The organism is Bacillus cereus group sp. MG4 (assembly GCF_040460055.1).
GTDB lineage: Bacteria > Bacillota > Bacilli > Bacillales > Bacillaceae_G > Bacillus_A > Bacillus_A wiedmannii.
The window spans coordinates 5220035-5237345 of the sequence record NZ_JARVGZ010000001.1 but is presented as its reverse complement, the minus strand read 5'-3'; the positions used below and the strand labels follow the sequence as shown (position 1 = coordinate 5237345).

The following is a 17311-nucleotide window of genomic DNA, read 5'->3' as shown; positions in this document are numbered from 1 at the left end:
GAATTATAGACAGTACTAGTAGCCTCTTCATAATATTTCCTCATACATTCATGTCTCTGTTTATTTCTTAAAAAATTTGCAACAGAACCAAATTTCCGTTATTTTCTTGCGGAAATAGGTTGCGACCAACTATCTTCTTCACTATCATTTAAATGTACTTCAAAAACATATATAGGTTGAGAGAAACCTTTTGTATCAGTGTAGTAATCTATATTATATTTTGTAATGAATAATGTATCACCTGCTTTGAAAGATCCTATAGGATCAAATTCTCCTTGTTTCAGTTTTTGAAATGCTTCCTTTGGAGAAAGAATTTCGACATCTCGAACATGTGATTTTTTTGTAACATAATCTTTGTAAACAGGCATTTTTTTCCCTTCGTCTTGTAACTCAATTGATGTTTTTATAGTAACATAAGACATATCAGTTTTTGTAATGGGATCAATAGGCATATTTCCAAATTCCTTCATTTGATACGAAATCATTATTCCGATTGCGACAAAACCTACTGTAATGGGAAGGTATAAATATTTAATTATTTTTGTATCTGATTCATTTTTTTTCAAAAATATAAGAACTATGTTTAGCACAGAATATCCTAGCATCATGCCTAAAGTATTATGAAGTAAATCGGCTAGTTCCATACTTCCACGTTGCAGTGTAAATTCAAGAATTTCAATTAATAAACTTGCTATAATTGAGATAATTAACATCCAATTTGTTTTTTGAAAAATCTTACTAAATAAAGGGAATAAAATTCCTAACGGAAACAGCATACCTATATTTAAAATAATATGGAAAAAAGAAGAAAACGAAAAGTTATTCCATGCTTTTTTATAAACACTAAGTACATCAAAATCAAACGTTCTTGCAAAAAACATATCATCTGAACGACCAAATGAAGTAGCTGATAATGCTAAGGAATAGTATCCTGCTATTAATACAAACAATATAATTTTTTGTACAGTAAGTTTTGTTTCTCCTTTACATATCTTTTTGTATACTACAAAATAGCTAAAAACAAATACAAGTAATAACAAGAATGTGAGTAGTATCGTAGGAATCGCATAACTAGCGATTAAATCGAAAATAAAGTTCATTTTACACCTCTGTTTTTATAAATAAAATATTTAATAGTTTTTATATACTATTCTAGATAGATTGTTACTCTTAATAAAAATTAACATAGGATTTTATACTGGTATCCTCACTCTATTGATTGCATATGCCCTTTCCTTTTAGAGTTATCTTTTTTAGGAATGTAATTTTGTACATATGCGTTTTATATAGTGATTTCTAATAATAAGTAAGTAAATAATTTGCATGCAAATTACTCTTACTAATATAACAATTATGCTTTGAATAACGGAGATTTTCCGATTTGTTTTTCGCCCTAATTGATGCAAAGTTAGAAATGCAAAAACGCTGTGAATCATAGTAACTACAATCTGTAAAAAATGGAATCATCATTTGTCTAGTCATTATTGATGGTCTAGTTTTGTATTTCCTCATTTAAACTGTAATACTTGGTCGAATATTTTAAGAACTAAAATAATTTGATATCCCAACACAGGGTTTTTTCGTGAATGTATCTGTTATTCATTGTAGTAGTGAGATTGTTTTTCTCATATTGAATTACCTTACATCTTTCTTACACGCTCGTAATGTTTCTGAAAATACAGTTTATACACCTCGTAGTAATGACTCTTTTTGGGAGATATAGTAAAGAGAGGTTTTTATATGTACATCACTATACCGAACTAGATTTCGGTATTTTTTTGCGTTTTCTTTACCAAACACGTATAAAAATCAATATCATGAACGTAAATCACTGGAAAAAATTACTTTTGTTTTTATTTAAACATCAAGTTCTTCCTCATATTAAATGTGTTCCTAAAATTAGATGTTTAATTTAGATACAATAAATCCCGTTTGACATCTATTTTTATGTATTACAAAAATATGAAAGGACTTTTTATTTTGAAAAGGAAAAGGATGCAAAAGAAGGATGAGTATTTAAGAGGTACAAGCTTAATACTTTTACAGGTAAATCATTGCAAATGAGATTAAAGAAGGAGTAACTCAAACAATAGCTTATCAATCATATAAACATCTTACATGTGCTTTAAACTATAAAATTTTAGCTGCAGAAGTATTGTTACCCCATATTCTCTTTACTTACACCAGTATGAAAAAGCTAGGAAAAAAACATATATTCTTGAAAGAGGTTGAAAATTTAAGTTCATATTAAGCAAGTTCTTTAACATTACACAAAGATTGTACCTGTTGTATTAATTTCATGTGTAACACTAATAGGCTGTTCCAATAGTAATACTCCATCTGAATCACCTAAACAAACGAAACAAATAAATCCAATTAAACAAGAAAATACTGGTGATGATTCTTTTGCTAAACTTGAAAAAGAATATGATGCCAAGCTTGGTATTTATGCACTGGATACTGGTACGAATCAAACTGTTTCTTATCGATCAGATAATCGTTTTGCATTTACCTCTACATCTAAATCATTAGCAGCGAGCGCTCTTTTACGCCAGAATTCAATAGAAGCTCTTGATGAAAGGATTACGTATACGCAAAGACCTTTCCAATTATAATCCAATTACTGAAAAGCATGTGGATACAGGAATGACATTAAAAGAACTTGCAGATGCTTCTATTCGATATAGTGACAGTACGGCACATAATTTAATTCTTAAAAAGTTAGGTGGTCCATCCGCATTTGAAAAAATCTTGAGGGAAATTGGTGATACTGTTACTAATTCCGAGCGATTTGAACCTGAATTAAATGAAGTTAATCCAGGAGAAACGCATGATACGAGTACACCAAAAGCACTCGCTAAGACATTTCAGTCTTTTACATTAGGAACTGTACTACCATCTGAGAAACGTGAACTATTAGTAGATTAGATGAAGAGAAACAAGAATGGGGATAAATTAATTCGTGCGGGCGTACCTTTTGATGTATATTGATAATCCTAAAGAAATGAATAATTCTTATCATAAAGGGTAGTTAATCTTAATTTGTTTTTGCAAAAGTTTTGATAACATACTTAAGCGCCATATAATAAGAAAATTATGAATTCAAATTTTCTATTTTTGGTACGTTTAATTTATAGAAAATAGATAATAACATAATTTTCTCAATAAGTAATATTCTTATTTCAATACAAAATTCTTACAATTGATGCTATACCTGTATTAAGGAGAGCGTTTTAGTTAATTAGGGAGATAAATTGTAAAAATGATATGGGAGGAACAAAAAATGTCATTGAAAAAGAAATTAGGTGTTGGAGTAGTTTCAGCTGCTCTTGGTTTATCTTTAATTGGTGGGGGAACATATGCATATTTTAGCGATCAAGTTGTATCAAATAATAAATTTGCTGCAGGTACATTGGATTTAGCTATGCAACCAACTACTTCACTTAACTTAGAAAATTTAAAACCTGGGGACAAAATATTAAAGAAATTCAATTTAAAAAATAGTGGTACATTAGATATTAAAGATATCATGATGAAAATAGACTATACTGTAAACGACTTAAAACAAAATAATACTACAGAAGATTTCGGTAAACATATTAAAGTACAATTTCTTTGGGATTGGGATCCTGCAAAAAACCCTGCATACGAGACAACCCTTGCAGAACTAAAATCACAAAGTTCAGAGATTGCCTCCAAAAAAGTATTTTATTCTAAGTGGAATGAAACAGGGGGATTAAAACCTGGGAAAATGGATTGGTTTTGGATAAAGTTTATATTTGAGGACAACGGAACAGATCAAAACGTTTTCCAAGGGGATAGTATTGCGCTAAAAATGGAGTTCCAAGCCAATCAAACAGAGGGAAAAGAAAGATAGCATTACAAAAATATTGTTGTGAAAATGTGAAACTGAGCTTGTAATTTTTTATAACTTGTAAAATTTACCATAAAATACCCATATAAAAAACCAGTGATATCAGTACATATGTATAATATTACTGGTTTTTTTGAGTTTAACATTTTGTATGTTTTGTAAAACTATTTTTCTTTCGGAAGTACAATTCTTTTATACAATTGAACTGTAATCAAGTAGTAAATTAAGTAAATCACTACGAAAATGACAAGTGGCAACCAAATTCGGAAATACGGATCAATCAAAAGCGGGCCGAACATGTTCATACCAACTAATATATGAGCAATACCCACAATTGCCGGTACAAAGAATATGAAGAACAGCTCTTTATAAATCGATTGTGTTAATAACCCCTGACGTACACCGATTTTACGAAGCATTTGATAACGTGTGCTGTCTTTCGATGCGCCAGATAGAATCTTAAACATTAGGCAACTTGCCATCATTGCTAAGAACGCAATTCCAACGAAGAAGCCCATGAACATGAATCCACTGGCCATACCATGGTTCAGATTATACATTTGATACGTACTACCTAATTCTTCCGCTTTCACATTTTTATATTTCGCTACCTGTAATTCATCAAGTTTTTTCCATTCTTTTAAATGTGCTCCAAAATCATCTGTTTTTCCAATAAACACAGTATTTTCTTTATCCTTCATACTATCGTATATGCTTTGGTCTATAATTTTTATTTCATGATCAGGATACATATAAGTTGGCTGGATTGTGAAGAAAGCTTCTTTCCATTGTTTTGTTTTCGTATCATCGTTATACAGATTATATAGTTGTTTTGGCAATGTAAATGCATCCTTAGGAAATTCCTCTGAAACTTTCATCATCTTCCTATTTTCACTATCTTGTGCTAAAGGACGATTTTTCTCTACATCTTCTTTTTTATAATACACATACTGATCATCTACTTTGTAGCGATATTCAAACTTCTCTTGAAATAAGATGCCACTCAAAATTTTCTTTTCTTCCGCTGTTGGATTATGAACAACTGAATCGTAAACTTTTGCTTTATCAGTCGTCTTTAGAACATTATTTTTAAATGCCATACCACACGCAATTCCACCAGCGCCAAGAGCCACTAGGATTGCTACCGTTGCAAGCACCCGTGTTAGGCTATTAATTCGGAAATTCAATTGTGCAAAAGTAAAAGCATTCAGCCCTTTTTCACGACGTTTTTTATTACTCTTTATCTTGTTAAGCATAACTGGGAGAAGTGATCCAAATAACATGTAAGTACCGACTGTTGCTGTGATTAATCCAATACCCATGAATTTAGGTACGGTTACTAACTCTTTTTCCTGTAAATGTGCTATATGGATCAGTGATGCATACCCAATACCTAGCAAAATCAGACCAAGAAATGCAACTATACCTTTCATTTTTCCTTTTACAGCGATACGCTCTGTTTTTGCATCTGCATGTACAAGTTGTAATACAGAAATACGAGATAATTTCATACTATTCATGATTGCTGATACTATAAATAGTGCAAAGAAAAAGAGGCAAGTAACAGTCATAGATGGAATATAAAATGCTTTATAATCTTCACCAGAGAATTCCAACTGCTTCATTAATAACTGACCAATACCTTCTGCAAGCCCTACACCAACTGCGATTCCGATTGCAAGAGATGCGGCACCTATTACGATTGTTTCGATAAACATAAGTAAGGTAACTTTATGCTTTTTTGCCCCTAACATCATGTACATACCAAATTCTTTTTGGCGAAGAGATAATAAGAAAGAATTTGCATATAAAATATAGAAAAACGTTACAATCGCTAATAAAAAGGAACCGATTTGGAATGCAATTGCAACCGCTTTAGCATGTGGATTGGATTCAAGGAACGCCTTATTGAGTGCTAATGTTTGAAACAAATAAAAAGTTGAAATAGAGACAATCAGACCAACAAGTAAGACAATGTAATCTTGCAACTTACTTTTTAGACCTGACATGGAAAGCTTAAATATCATAATTGAACTTCCTTCCTTACGCTTTTTGTGTACCTAAGTTTGCAAGCACGTCTAAAATTTCTTTATAGAACTCTTCACGTGTACCACCGCGATAAATTTCTTTATATAGCTCACCATCTTGAATGAATAAAATACGCTGACAGTAACTTGCACTATATGGATCATGAGTAACCATCATAATCGATACACCTTGTTCTTTATTTAAGTTTGTCATCGCATCAAGTAAACTTGTTGCATTTTTAGAATCAAGCGCTCCTGTTGGCTCGTCTCCTAAAATAATTGCAGGCTCATGCACTAAAGCACGCGCTGCTGCCGAACGTTGCTTTTGCCCACCAGATACTTCAGATGGGTACTTTTGAAGTATTTCTGTAATTCCTAACATACCCGCTACTTTTTCTACTTTCGGTCCAATATTACGTGATGCAACACCTTGAAGAGATAGTGGAAGTGAAATATTTTCATATATAGATAAATTTTCTAATAAATTAAAATCTTGGAAGATGAATCCTAACTTTTGCGAACGGAAATCTGAAAGCTCACCTTGTTTCATTTTCGTAATATCTGTTCCTGCAATTTCAACAACGCCGCCCGTTGCTTTATCTAACGTTGAAATTACATTTAATAATGTCGTTTTACCAGAACCAGATGGTCCCATAATTCCGACAAACTCACCCTCTTGAATTGAGAATGAAACACCTTTTAACGCGTGTGATTGGTTCTCACCTTTTTTACCGTACACTTTTTGGACGTTTTTCACGTCTACAACTGGTTTCGTCATATATATCCTCCTACGTTTGTTTCTTCATTTTTTTAAAATAAGTTGCTATTCTTATTTGCTACTAACAAAATAGTCATGTTGCATCCACCCTTAAGCTACAATGAAATCTTTCCTTTTATCTTCTTCACTCACCTCATCACTTTGAATACATCCATGATAAACTATGAAAATTAGGAAACACCCTGTAAAATTCTTAAGAATTCTTAAGCTTTCTACAGGATTTTGTCATAAGAATATATGAAGACTCTTGAAATGTTAGCTAAGTAAGGAGTACCGTCGCCTATCAGTCTAACATTTTAATAAAAGGGGCGATTTTTACGCCTTCCTTGTAAATTGTATGACATAAATAAATGCTCATTTCTTTTGATGTTTCGATTTTTCTTCAATAGGAATTTGCATATTCATAATTATCTGTCCTTCTGGATAAAACAGATTTAATTCATGTAAATCTGTTTCAATTACTTTACATGATCTAAACTGCAAATCATTTCTCTCTATATAGTCTGTAATTTTTGTATATATTTGACGTCTTACTTCATCCATATGGTCCTCTGTACATACGTAATCAACACAAAGATAATTACCTGCAGGTATACTAAGAATATCAACATGCTCTATCTCTGTATCATTCAAAACAGGATAATAAACTGATAGTCCCAGATCATCATTGAATAAATTCTTAATAGGACACATCGTTATAAATTGTTCTTGAAAAAATTCACCTTTCTTAAAAATAGAACGGAATTTATCAAAAAAGGATTTTACACTATTAAAATCTTCTCCTTTGATGTGATAATATTTTCTTTCCTTAAAATAGACACTCTGAATTTCATTGAAGTTTCTACTTCTATTTTGAAGGAGATTAAGGAGCCTAGTAATTTTCTTTTGCATTTCCATAAATCGATAAATTTCAGTTTCAATATCATCTTTTTTGTTCTGTAAGATATTTATATTGTTTATTATATTTCTCTTATTTATTACTAAATCAATTTCTTCAATTGAAAAACCTATATCTTTACAAAACAAGATTTGGCTAATTCTCTGTAGGTCTTCATTTCCATAAAGTCTATAGTTATTTTTCCCTATCTTTGGTTGAACTAATCCTTTTTCTTCATAGAATCGAAGTGTTTCTTTCGTTGTATTAAAAATCTTAATTACATCACTTTTAGTTAACTTATAGCTATCCATCTAATTATATTGCCTCCTATTAAGGAATAATATTAACACTATAAACTATGTGGTTACTGCATAGTCAATAAATAAAAAGAAATTCTTTTTACACCAAAAATGATCGTTCAATGAACTTTATTTATATCTATCAAAACCGACTGAAGTATGTTTAAATTCCAGTCCCAAAACTCATTATCCAAAGCAAAGTATCATAACAAACATCAAATACCGTTTATAGAACCTTCTTAAAGTACAGGGAATCGATTGATTTATGTCTAAATTGTATCTAAACGTACAATTTTCTCGAAATGATATGGTGACTCCATTACCATCAAGCTAAGAAATGCAATTACCTCAAAACGAAAAAGTGAGCATTTTGTTACAAGTGAGTACAAAATTTCGTTCTAGGGGTACTATAAAATTTTAGCTTGATAGCGATGTGGTGCTTCCCCTTATTACAGAAGCGCTATAAAGAGGTTTAATCGGATGGAAATGAAGCGATAAAGAATAATTGTATTGGGAATTGTGCCGTCAGTTTTACTGATAGCCTTTTTAAATAGTTTCATTACCTGTTCTGCTTTGCTATCTGCGTGTTCCAGCTTTACATCATTTTGTTCTTCTAATGCTTCTGAGAGTAATTGCAGAGCATCCCAGTAATTATCAATTGCCTGTTTTATCTTTTCTTGTTCGAAGCCAATTCATCTCCCACCTGTTCACTGGGCTGTGATCCTTCACGCTCCTTGAGGAAGGAGTCTTCTTGGCTAAAACGATAAAATATGCATAATTGCATATTTTATATTTGATTATCATGTTATATTTATCTATGTTTTATTACTATTTTCATCGTATGGAAGGTATGACGATTTTTGAAAGAAAAAGAAGTGAAAAACACAGACAACAAAGGGAAAATAGGTATTATACTATTTCTTGTCATTGTACCAACTCTGATCATATCTTCCTTACTAAATTATTTTCATGTAATGTATATTGAAGGTACAGTAACTGATAAATATATACAAAAAGTTGGAAAATCGGATAAATTTTATATCGTCGTCCAACAAAATAACGGTACAGAAAAGGTTATTGAAAATACAAATAGTATTCTCATGATGAAATTTAATTCGGCAGATATACAAGCAAATGTTAAAACAGGAGAAAAATATAAGTTAACTTTACGGGGGTATAGAGTCCCCATTTTATCTTTGTTCCCTAATATAGATTAGGCAACAAGAGGTTAAAATTTAAATTAATATTTTGCATAAGTGCGTTTCACAATTTTCACCACATAAAATACGCTATTCTTTCTTATGATTCTAAGAAAGAATAGCGTATTTTTTGCATTTAAAGGATATTTTGCTTTGTTAACTGATAGCAATGTGACTGTCCCCCTACTTAGGAGAACTACTTGGATTCACTAAAGAGTACATTGAACAAAAATGTTACTCCAAGATTTTTCGTTAAACTAAAAGCAAGTTCCAATATAGGATCATATTTATTATTTTCTATTGTATTAATCTTTTGTCTTGAAACTCGACATAATTTAGGTAAATACATTTCTATTATTTATTTTACCACTTGTACAGATGCTGGTTTCCAACCCTGATTCTCTACCCAATCAATATTAACCTTATATTTTTTATTACTTTGCTTATCTCGTACATTACCGTAGGCTTTATTATTACCATTATTTCCAATAAAGTCGAAAATCAATTGGCTCTCTGGAACATCAACAGCATAAGAGATTGCTTTTTTCATCTCACTCCAATCTACTGTTCCTTCTTTAAATTTCATTTCAGGTTTTGCTCCTTGCTCTGTACCAATTGGCTTCCATGAAGGATTAGTTTGAGAATCCTTTTCTTGAGATACCGTTTTTTCTTCCTCTTTATTATCATTTTCGTTCGTTTTTACCGATTTTTCTACTTTTTGTTTCCCTTCTAACTGTGCTGCTTCTTTATCTCCACTTTTATTTTCTTCTATCTTTGTTGCTTCTTTATCTTCAGTTTTCTTCTCTTCTACTTTTGTTGCTTCTTTATCTTCAGTTTTCTTCTCTTCTACCTTTGCTGCTTCTTTATCTTCAGTTTGCTTTTCTTCTATCTTTGATGTTTCTTTATCTTCAGTTTGCTTTTCTTCTATCTTTGTTGCTTTCTTTTCTTGAGCAATTGCTTTCGTTGATGTATTAGAAGGAATAAACAATTGGTATGTCACTATACCAACTGTCACTAATACCAAAGTAAATGCAATATTAAAAATTGCCTTTTGACGACGATTCTGTTGTTTTTCCTGAAATCTGCTTACTTGTCCCATTCCTCAAACCTCCGTGTTTACTTTCTCCTCTACTCTTTATGCATTATCCCTATAATTCTTAATATTTTTATTAAATGATAGAAATAAACTACACTTTCCATACAGGATTTTATATCATAATAAAATTTGTGTTTTTTCAAGCATCTGACATATGTTATTCAAAATAGTTTAATATATTAAAAATTGATAAGCTTCTGCACTTAAGAAACCTTCAATTTTATTCAAAGGTGATTCCAATTACGTCCACATTAGATCTCCTGTAGAAAGCTTTTTAACAATTAAACCTCTTCTTCCCTTATTTATAATTTTTAAATTAAATTTCCCTCTATGGTATAATAAAGATGTTTCGTTTTCTAATGGGGTATGTCGTAAAATCAAAAGGGATTTTATCTCTTTTACCTTCTTTTCAGAGTAAATTTCACCACTAGGAAATTCTATTATTCCTATTGTAATCCTTAATTCGCTCTCATCACAAAGCCATTCCTTATTAAGTTCCCTTATCTTTTGTATAAAGCTTCTTTTGGTTTGTCCTATATAGAGCAGTGTTACCTTCTTAGCATATACTCTAGAGATTGCAAATATCCCCTTCTTAGAAGCTTCTTCCCTATTATAAAAATCATTTATGCTATACATTCCATGCCATTTAATATGTACTGTTTCTATGAATTACACCTCATTTTTAGATAATATTATAATTTCTGAATGTTCAAATTATAATGGTTACATTGTCTTGATTACTTGAATTATAAATTGTGCTTTTCAATAATACATTTTATTATTACTAATTTCAATAATGCAGAAAAAATATAATATTATAGTTTAATTACAAAACTATATAAAAACAAAGTGATGTCGTACCAAATATTTTATTTTTTTCAATATCAGACTATCGTGAACAAAAGTTAGAGAGTTATGGAATAAAATATAATGTGTATTTACATGCATTGCTTTTTAAAAGATGTTTTGTAGTTTGCAACTGAATTAAAAAAATCTCTATTTTTTTGCAACTCATTGATTTTTTATTAAACAAGTATAAAAATCAATAGTGTGAAAATAAACTACTGGCTAAAAGTTTACTTTCGATAAAATAAAAAAAGAACCTGCAAATCTGCAGATTCTCCTGATAATGATTTATATAAGTAAGACTCGAAAATATAATACAATGATTCAAAAATAAGTTCAAGTAAATCAAAAGAACCCGCTGGAGTTCGGGTTCTTTCAGAAGTGATGATGTTTTCTCAGCTTTGCAAAGTGAGAAAATACAAGAATATAATACATCGAGATTTAGAGAATTTCAATACTTAATATAGGAGTTATTTTAATATGATGTAAAACCAACATTTTGAAGGAATAGCAATGAATATCCTATACATCTCCCGTCAACATAACGCATTATTATCGATAGAAAGAAAAAGGCAGATCCCTACTTTCACAAGAAATTCTCCTTTTTGGGGTAGCACCACATGCCCATCAACCTAAGAAAACAAATTAACCCCAAAACAAAAAAATCCTTCACATAATATATGAGAGAAAAGGATAGATAAAGGGATTTTAGCCTTATCTATCCTTTTCTGTATTACAAGTGATTACGTTTACTACTCAAAACTTCTATTACTATTTTTATACACCATAACAAATTTAATTAGGTTGTGGTGTACTTTAAAGGCGGTAAACTATCATATCTTAATAGTTCAGAATGTCTTCTAATAAAAGGAATAATCCACATTAATAAGTTTTACACTCTTTGTTTCTGGCATTTTAAAAACAAGGTCATAACGTTGTGCAGCTCCCATCGGAAGAATTGCTTTATCTAGCTCGTCCCCACCTTTTATATCACGACCATCTAATGCGATAATTTGAAATGGCGCCCCAACTAATGTCATTAAATGCGTATTATTCCCAGCATTAATTAAGCGAAGGCGTACTGTTTCACCTGGTTTTGCATCCAATCGTAGTCCCTCACTTGTATCATTTAATGTAAATACATCGTAATCATCTCCATCAGATAAATCTTTGAGTTGATCATTACTTGGCATCATTAACGGGCCTTCTAAAGTTTGCGCCTTTTCATTTCGAATATGATTGCTAGGGTAGCTATCCCAATCTTTATCTTGTTCGCCATTATGCTTACGGGTTTTTATGGCTCCTGTTTTCCATTCATGGATCGCCACTGTATAATCCTTTTCATATTTTACAGCTGGTTTATTCGGTTCAATAACAATGGTTCCAAATAGTCCCCGCTCCGTTTGTTTTGCACTTTTTTGATGTGAATGATACCAATATGTCCCCACCTGATCAGCATTAAATGCGTATGTATATGTTTCACCTGGTTTTATAGCATTTTGCGTAACACCTGGAACACCATCTACTGCCGAAGGAACATCTAATCCATGCCAATGGATTGTAACGGGTTCTGGCAATTCATTTTTCAAATTTACAACAATACGTTCACCTTGTTTAACTCGAATTTGAGTACCCGATGATGTTCCATCAAAGGTCCATGCATCTACCTTTTTCCCATTTCCTAAATCTACACTTGCTACTTTCGCCGTAATATTAAAAGTTTTTGCAACCCTTTTTTTGGCATCTGAATTAGCAATAGATGTAATTGATTCTGAAGTAGATGTTGCATCTGTTAACTTCTTTTTTTCATTTGTACCTGGGTAATTATTTATTAAAAAATATCCAAAAATAACTAACCCTAATAGTAAGCATGCCGCAATCAATATATTTCTGAAATCACTTTGTATAAATTCCTTTTTCATGTTAGTCTCTCTTTCAATTTTTCTTGTAAACTATTTATTTCTATACATGGAGTCATTACCTATCACCTCACATATTCACTTCGGTTTACATCTTAACACGCAGAAAAAAGAAACTTTGAAGGAATTTTAAAGACTTTATAAAGAAATATATTTCAATTTTTCTTTACTTCTAAATCTTTTTTATTGCGAAATAAAAAAGATTGTATAATACTATATAAAACATATATATTTAGGAGGATTACAACAATGTCCGAAAAAACATACGAACTCGCAACCTTCGCAGGCGGTTGCTTTTGGTGCATGGTAAAGCCATTTGATGAACTTCCTGGTATTCATAAAGTACTTTCTGGCTATGCAGGTGGTCATGTAGAAAACCCAACATATGAACAAGTAAAAGCTGGAACATCTGGTCATTTAGAAGTTGTACAAATTACATTCGATCCTTCTATTTTTCCGTATGAAAAATTACTAGATTTATATTGGCCACAAATCGATCCAACTGATGATGGCGGACAATTCTTTGACCGCGGTCCCTCTTATCGCACTGCTATTTTTTATCATAACGAAACGCAAAAAGAGCTTGCTGAAAAATCAAAACAAGCTCTTGCAGAAAGCGGTACGTTTAAAGATCCAATCGTAACTGAAATTCGCCTGGCTGCACCTTTTTATGAGGCTGAAGAATACCATCAACATTTCTATAAAAAGAACCCAGAGAAATATGCTACTGAGCAAAAAGAATCTGGCCGTGAAGACTTTATAAAAGAAAATTGGCAAAAAAAATAATAAAAACGCATTGCGCTTTCTTTTCAAAGTGCGATGCGTTTTTATCTTTGAAAAAGGTACCATACAATGATGAGAACAACCGCTGTTAATGTCCAAAGTGCTATTTCATTTTTCACTCTACTCTTTTTCCTAGTCATTCCATCTCCTCCTCATAGCTATTCAACAGATTCAAGATTTTCTTTGTTTGATTGTCCACCTTATATACGTGAATACATCCTTACATATTCTTATAACAAGACCACCGACGATTCCGATTGCCATTGAAATTACTAACATCTGTACAAAACTAAGAGTAGTTGTGTATGTTATGTAGATAACAATGCATACGAGTAAAACATCCGGTAAAGACAGCAAAAATTTTTTAAGCATTTCTTCAGCTCTCCTATGCTTTATTTGTAATTTATACTTTCTACTGTAACTTTGAAATAAAGTTTGTTCAAAAATTCCATTTAGACCCTCATTTTACGGAAAAAAAAATAAGAACCTCTTTTAAAAAGGGATTCTTATCTACATATCCTATTCCATAATTACTCCTAAACTAGAATAATATTACTAGTGATTTATTGTAAATTAACTATTTGCCAGGCAATCGGATGTTGCGCCAGCTACCTACATCGCATTGGCCATATTCATTATTACCCACTGCTACTACCGTGCCGTCTGATTTAAGACCGACCGTATGCGCACAACCCGCCGCTATTGCTACAATATCATGCCAATCGCTTACATTACATTGACCATGCACATTCCAGCCGACTGCCACCACGGTACCGTCTGATTTAAGTCCGATTGTATGATTCGTACCAGCTGCTATTGCCATAATATCTTTCCAGCTGCCTGCATCGCATTGACCATGTTTATTATTACCCACGGCCATCACTATGCCATCCGATTTCAGAGCAACTGTATGAAGATAACCAGCCGCCAATGCCACAATACCACGCCATCCACTTACATTGCATTGGCCATATCGATTATTCCCCACAGTCGTCACTGTTCCGTCCATTTTAAGACCAACTGTATGCCAGTCACCCGCCGTGACAGCCACAATATCACGCCAGCTACTTACATTGCATTCTCCTTCTTTATTTCGTCCCACTGCTATTACTGTGCCATCCGGCTTTAGGCCAATGGTACGACGCCACCCTGCCGCAACCGCTACAACATTATGCCAATCGTTTACATCACATTGTTCATGCTTATCCCAACCCACAGCTACCACAGTACTGTCACATGCAAGACCGATTGTATGTGTATTACCCGTGTTCGTCGCCATATGAACATTACCCGCTGCGACTGCTTCAATATTACCCCAACCGCTTACATTGCATTCTCCTTCTTTATTTCGCCCCACTGCCATCACTTTTCCATCCGATTTCAGAGCAACTGTATGACCACGACCTGCCGCTATCGTATCTTTAGGCCACCGTTTCACTTTTAATATCTCTTCGTAATTCATGTTTTACCTCCTTGCATATAAGCAAATGTATCCAAATAGATATTTTCATCTAATTTCATTATAAATGAACCGACTTTTTTTATAAATTTACAACTATAAAAGAAGCCTATTATTACTTCTTCAAAAAAAAACCTCCAGTTTAAATACTAGAGGTTCCTTCTTTATTTCTTTAATCGTTCAATAAAATCGTTCAATTTATTAAGTGATTTCATATTCTGATTACAAGCTACACCATCTTTGCAAATATAATTTCCCTTTCTAACGAAAGTTCCTGGTACATCACCTTTAATTTCAACTAAAAACATTCCTACTTCTTCATGCCCATGACATAAGGAACAAATGCTTTTTTTATTTAAACTTTGAAATGTTCCTTGCAGACCAACAAACTTATTTTGATCATTTTTCGCTATAATAAATTTCCTGCTTGATCCCTTGTCAATCCAGCTTAAATAAGATAATTCTTTCATATCCAGTTCTTCCATATCAGGAAGTTTTAATTTTTTTGCTTTAGGGAATAGTTTTTTTAACGTTTGTGCTGTAACTTCCTGAAACGGAATGACATACGGATTTATTTTCATTAAAAATGATTCTGCATCATCTCTATTTTGAACTGTTAATACCGTATCAATTAACTCTTTCTGTTCATCCGTTAAATTCTCAAATACATGTATTATCTTTTCAATCGCAAGTGATTTTAACGCTTGAATTACACCTCTATCATTTGCTGTTGCATGCCCGTTTGCTAAAATATAAGCTTGTGATTTTATAAAATTGTATTGATCACTTCTAATAAAAGCTTCCATCTTTATCACTCCATACAAATTGTTGATCTAGTTTTATTGTATACAAAGACTCAGCTTTTTGATATGTAAAAGATAACTTAGAAACGAATATTACATACTCCGATTATGTTCTACCGCTTCATTTCCTGACAAAAGAAACCATCGTCTGTTTTCCATTCTGCATATAATACATCCTCAAATTTAGTAATCCCTTTTTGCTTTATTTGTTTATAAAGCCATTCTTCATCAAAGCCCGCTTCCCTCAAATTATCTTTCACTACTTTTCCATCACTTATTAATGAAATCGGTAAGTATACAGGCTTATGTTTTAAACTTAAATCATTTATAGTAGGAGATTCATATTTACTTTTCTTCAGAACACTTATGTTTCCATTAGGTTCCAAAATCATATATTCAACTTCTCGGATTGAAAATATATCTTTTTGTTGTCTTAGCATTTGTTGTAATTGATTAATATCCAAATGATTTGAACTTAATTGTTCTCGGTCAATCTTTCCATTACGGATAATAATTGAAGGATATCCTTCAAAAAACCTTCTTGTTCCTCTTATTTTTTGTGTTATCACTTCTATTGTATAAATTAAAATTACCCAAACAAATACTGAATATAATATAGACCACACTTTAATTTTAGGATCATATATTGAATTTCCAACGAGCTCACCGAGGACGATAGCAGAAATAAAATCAAAAGGTGTTAGCTGAGATATTTGTGTTTTCCCTAATATTTTTGTAGCAATTAATAGAACAAAAAAACCAATTAAAAGCTCTATCGTTATTTGTCCAATATGATTCATATATGTTCACCTTTCTGCTTTTTACTCAAATGCTATGTAGCCTATTTAATAAAAAAACAGCACAATATCGCTATTATCATTCCCATTCATACGCAATATATCCAATACATACAAAGCAAAAAGAGTCTAGTTCAAAATAACATTTGAACTAGACTCTTTTATCTTCATTTAGAATACACAATTTTTTTAATCGTTTCTCCGGACAGAAAGTACTCCTCTGCAAGTTGATGAATAGCAATTCCGTTTTTAAACGCTTCTTTAATTGCTTTATTTCTTTCATCTAGTTGTTTTCTTCCTCCAGATCGTGTACCCCATTTATAATGTTTTGTTTCTTGTTTTGGAATGTAAATTGTTTCACCTTGTATATACTTTTGAATTTCAGTAATTAAACTTTCTGGTAAAACCGTCGCAGCTTTAACGTATTTCATTTCTGCTCGCCCCTTATTTTTTATGGTTCATTTCAATAAGGTGCAAAGCCAAATATAAAAAATGATACGAGCTCATTTAGGCGATTGTATATTACTTGTCTACCTCACGCAAAGTATCGCCAT

15 protein-coding genes and 2 pseudogenes are annotated in these 17311 nt (G+C 31.9%); 4 read left to right on the top strand and 13 right to left on the bottom strand.

Annotation, left to right across the window (positions count from 1 at the left end; all coding sequences use genetic code 11):
* Positions 1–98: 98 nt before the first annotated feature.
* Together QCI41_RS27620 and QCI41_RS27615 are read right to left on the bottom strand one after the other, a co-directional pair.
* The gene (locus QCI41_RS27620; RefSeq protein ID WP_353836153.1) at positions 99–1100 is read right to left on the bottom strand and encodes a VanZ family protein; all 1002 of its coding nucleotides are present in this window, start codon (positions 1098–1100) and stop codon (positions 99–101) included.
* Positions 1101–1253: 153 nt separating this feature from the next.
* A pseudogene (locus tag QCI41_RS27615) lies at positions 1254–1485 on the bottom strand (ABC transporter permease); the annotation flags it as partial.
* Positions 1486–2276: 791 nt separating this feature from the next.
* Here QCI41_RS27615 and bla point away from each other — a divergent pair.
* Both bla and QCI41_RS27605 read left to right on the top strand, forming a co-directional pair.
* Positions 2277–2925: pseudogene (gene bla, locus QCI41_RS27610) on the top strand (class A beta-lactamase); the annotation flags it as partial.
* A 358-nt stretch (positions 2926–3283) separates the two neighbouring features.
* The gene (locus QCI41_RS27605; protein ID WP_353836154.1) at positions 3284–3877 is read left to right on the top strand and encodes a TasA family protein; all 594 of its coding nucleotides are present in this window, start codon (positions 3284–3286) and stop codon (positions 3875–3877) included.
* Between the two features lie 161 nt (positions 3878–4038).
* On the opposite strand, the gene QCI41_RS27600 is transcribed toward QCI41_RS27605, so the two are convergent.
* The 3 genes from QCI41_RS27600 to QCI41_RS27590 form a co-directional block, all read right to left on the bottom strand.
* The gene (locus QCI41_RS27600) at positions 4039–5901 is read right to left on the bottom strand and encodes an FtsX-like permease family protein (protein WP_353836155.1); all 1863 of its coding nucleotides are present in this window, start codon (positions 5899–5901) and stop codon (positions 4039–4041) included.
* A 16-nt stretch (positions 5902–5917) separates the two neighbouring features.
* Positions 5918–6679 carry an ABC transporter ATP-binding protein gene (locus tag QCI41_RS27595; RefSeq protein ID WP_353836156.1) on the bottom strand — a complete coding sequence of 254 codons (762 nt, stop codon included), beginning with the start codon at positions 6677–6679 and terminating at the stop codon, positions 5918–5920.
* 354 nt (positions 6680–7033) lie between these two features.
* Positions 7034–7867, bottom strand: a complete 834-nt coding sequence (locus tag QCI41_RS27590) for a MerR family transcriptional regulator (protein ID WP_353836157.1) — start codon at positions 7865–7867, stop codon at positions 7034–7036.
* Positions 7868–8715: 848 nt separating this feature from the next.
* Here QCI41_RS27590 and QCI41_RS27585 point away from each other — a divergent pair.
* Entirely contained in the window at positions 8716–9072 is a 357-nt protein-coding gene (locus tag QCI41_RS27585) for a hypothetical protein (protein ID WP_283885202.1), read from the top strand.
* A 340-nt stretch (positions 9073–9412) separates the two neighbouring features.
* On the opposite strand, the gene QCI41_RS27580 is transcribed toward QCI41_RS27585, so the two are convergent.
* From QCI41_RS27580 to QCI41_RS27570, 3 genes are all read right to left on the bottom strand, one after another.
* A complete protein-coding gene (locus QCI41_RS27580) occupies positions 9413–10153 on the bottom strand; it encodes a YrrS family protein (protein ID WP_353836158.1) in 741 nt (246 codons plus the stop codon).
* Between the two features lie 237 nt (positions 10154–10390).
* The gene (locus QCI41_RS27575) at positions 10391–10786 is read right to left on the bottom strand and encodes a sodium:proton symporter (protein ID WP_283885197.1); all 396 of its coding nucleotides are present in this window, start codon (positions 10784–10786) and stop codon (positions 10391–10393) included.
* A gap of 1070 nt (positions 10787–11856) precedes the next feature.
* A complete protein-coding gene (locus tag QCI41_RS27570; RefSeq protein ID WP_353836159.1) occupies positions 11857–12918 on the bottom strand; it encodes a multicopper oxidase family protein in 1062 nt (353 codons plus the stop codon).
* Between the two features lie 246 nt (positions 12919–13164).
* Between QCI41_RS27570 and msrA the strand changes: the two genes are divergently transcribed.
* Complete coding sequence (gene msrA / locus QCI41_RS27565; protein ID WP_353836160.1) at positions 13165–13701, top strand: peptide-methionine (S)-S-oxide reductase MsrA; 537 nt, start codon at positions 13165–13167, stop codon at positions 13699–13701.
* A gap of 168 nt (positions 13702–13869) precedes the next feature.
* Here msrA and QCI41_RS27560 read toward each other — a convergent pair whose 3' ends face one another.
* From QCI41_RS27560 to QCI41_RS27540, 5 genes are all read right to left on the bottom strand, one after another.
* A complete protein-coding gene (locus tag QCI41_RS27560) occupies positions 13870–14070 on the bottom strand; it encodes a hypothetical protein (RefSeq protein ID WP_353836161.1) in 201 nt (66 codons plus the stop codon).
* A gap of 205 nt (positions 14071–14275) precedes the next feature.
* A complete protein-coding gene (locus tag QCI41_RS27555; protein WP_353836162.1) occupies positions 14276–15160 on the bottom strand; it encodes an RCC1 domain-containing protein in 885 nt (294 codons plus the stop codon).
* Positions 15161–15321: 161 nt separating this feature from the next.
* On the bottom strand, positions 15322–15963 hold the full coding sequence (locus QCI41_RS27550) for a FusB/FusC family EF-G-binding protein (protein WP_353836163.1): 642 nt from the start codon (positions 15961–15963) through the stop codon (positions 15322–15324).
* Between the two features lie 110 nt (positions 15964–16073).
* The gene (locus QCI41_RS27545; protein WP_353836164.1) at positions 16074–16760 is read right to left on the bottom strand and encodes a YetF domain-containing protein; all 687 of its coding nucleotides are present in this window, start codon (positions 16758–16760) and stop codon (positions 16074–16076) included.
* A gap of 164 nt (positions 16761–16924) precedes the next feature.
* Positions 16925–17188, bottom strand: a complete 264-nt coding sequence (locus QCI41_RS27540; protein WP_353836165.1) for a CD3324 family protein — start codon at positions 17186–17188, stop codon at positions 16925–16927.
* Positions 17189–17311 lie beyond the last annotated feature (123 nt).